This is a genomic window from Halorussus sp. MSC15.2 (genome assembly GCF_010747475.1).
In the GTDB taxonomy this organism is placed as follows: Archaea; Halobacteriota; Halobacteria; order Halobacteriales; family Haladaptataceae; genus Halorussus.
In genome coordinates this window covers 1-1,415 of record NZ_VSLZ01000016.1, presented here as the reverse complement: position 1 = coordinate 1,415, position 1,415 = coordinate 1, and the positions used below count along the sequence as shown (strand labels likewise).

The following is a 1,415-nucleotide window of genomic DNA, read 5'->3' as shown; positions in this document are numbered from 1 at the left end:
CCGGGAACTTCGTGGAAGCCGTAATGGCACGAAGCGAACGAAGCCGGAAACAGCGCAAGTTGACGTTACCTAGGGCCCGTGAAAAGGGAGCATAGCGTCCGTACCGAGATCCGACACAGGTGCTCTGGCGGTGAAAGCCAAGGCCTGTCGGGAGCAACCGACGTTAGGGAATTCGGCAAGTTAGTCCCGTAAGTTCGCGATAAGGGATGCCTGCCCCGGATAGGGGCAGGTCGCAGTGACTCGGACGCTCCGACTGTCTAGTAACAACATAGGTGACCGCAAATCCGCAAGGACTCGTACGGTCACTGAATCCTGCCCAGTGCGGGTATCTGAACACCCAGTACAATGGGGCGAAGGACCCGTTAACGGCGGGGGTAACTATGACCCTCTTAAGGTAGCGTAGTACCTTGCCGCTTCAGTAGCGGCTTGCATGAATGGATCAACGAGAGCGTCACTGTCCCAACGTTGGGCCCGGTGAACTGTACGTTCCAGTGCGGAGTCTGGAGACCCCCAAGGGGAAGCGAAGACCCTATAGAGCTTTACTGCAGGCTGTCGCTGAGACACGGTCGCTAATGTGCAGCATAGGTAGGAGGCGTTACAGAGGTACCCGCGCCAGCGGGCCACCCAGCCACCATTGAAATACTACCCGTTAGTGACTGTGACTCTCACTCCGGGAGGAGGACACCGGTAGCCGGGCAGTTTGACTGGGGCGGTACACGCTCGAAAAGATATCGAGCGTGCCCCAAGATTTCCTCATCCGTGTCAGAAACGCGGAATAGAGCGCAAGAGCAAAAGGAAGTCTGACAGTGTCCTGCACAACAAGGGACGCTGACGCGAAAGCGTGGTCTAGCGAACCTATCAGCCTGCTTGATGCGGGCGATAGATGACAGAAAAGCTACCTTAGGGATAACAGAGTCGTCACTCGCAAGAGCACATATCGACCGAGTGGCTTGCTACCTCGATGTCGGTTCCCTCCATCCTGCCCGTGCAGAAGCGGGCAAGGGTGAGGTTGTTCGCCTATTAAAGGAGGTCGTGAGCTGGGTTTAGACCGTCGTGAGACAGGTCGGCTGCTATCTATTGGGGGTGTTACGGTATCTGACGGGAACGATCGTATAGTACGAGAGGAACTACGATTGGTCACCACTGGTGTACCGGTCGTCCGAAAGGGCGCGTGCCGGGCAGCCACGTGACACGGGGTAAGAGCTGAACGCATCTAAGCTCGAAACCCACCTGGAAAAGAGATACCACCGAGACCACTCGTAGAAGACGAGTTCAATAGACTCGGGATGTACGCGCCGAGGCAACGAGGCGTTCAGTCCGCGAGCACTAACAGGTCAATGCCACACACTCATACCGCACTGCACCCGTTCAACACGGGTCCAGGCGCAAACTGGATTGCACGTACGATACGGTTG

General features: G+C 56.7%; 1 rRNA gene. It reads left to right on the top strand.

The features are described from left to right. Positions 1-1,350 (top strand): 23S ribosomal RNA (locus FXF75_RS22295); the annotation flags it as partial. Between the last annotated feature and the right edge of the window lie 65 nt (positions 1,351-1,415).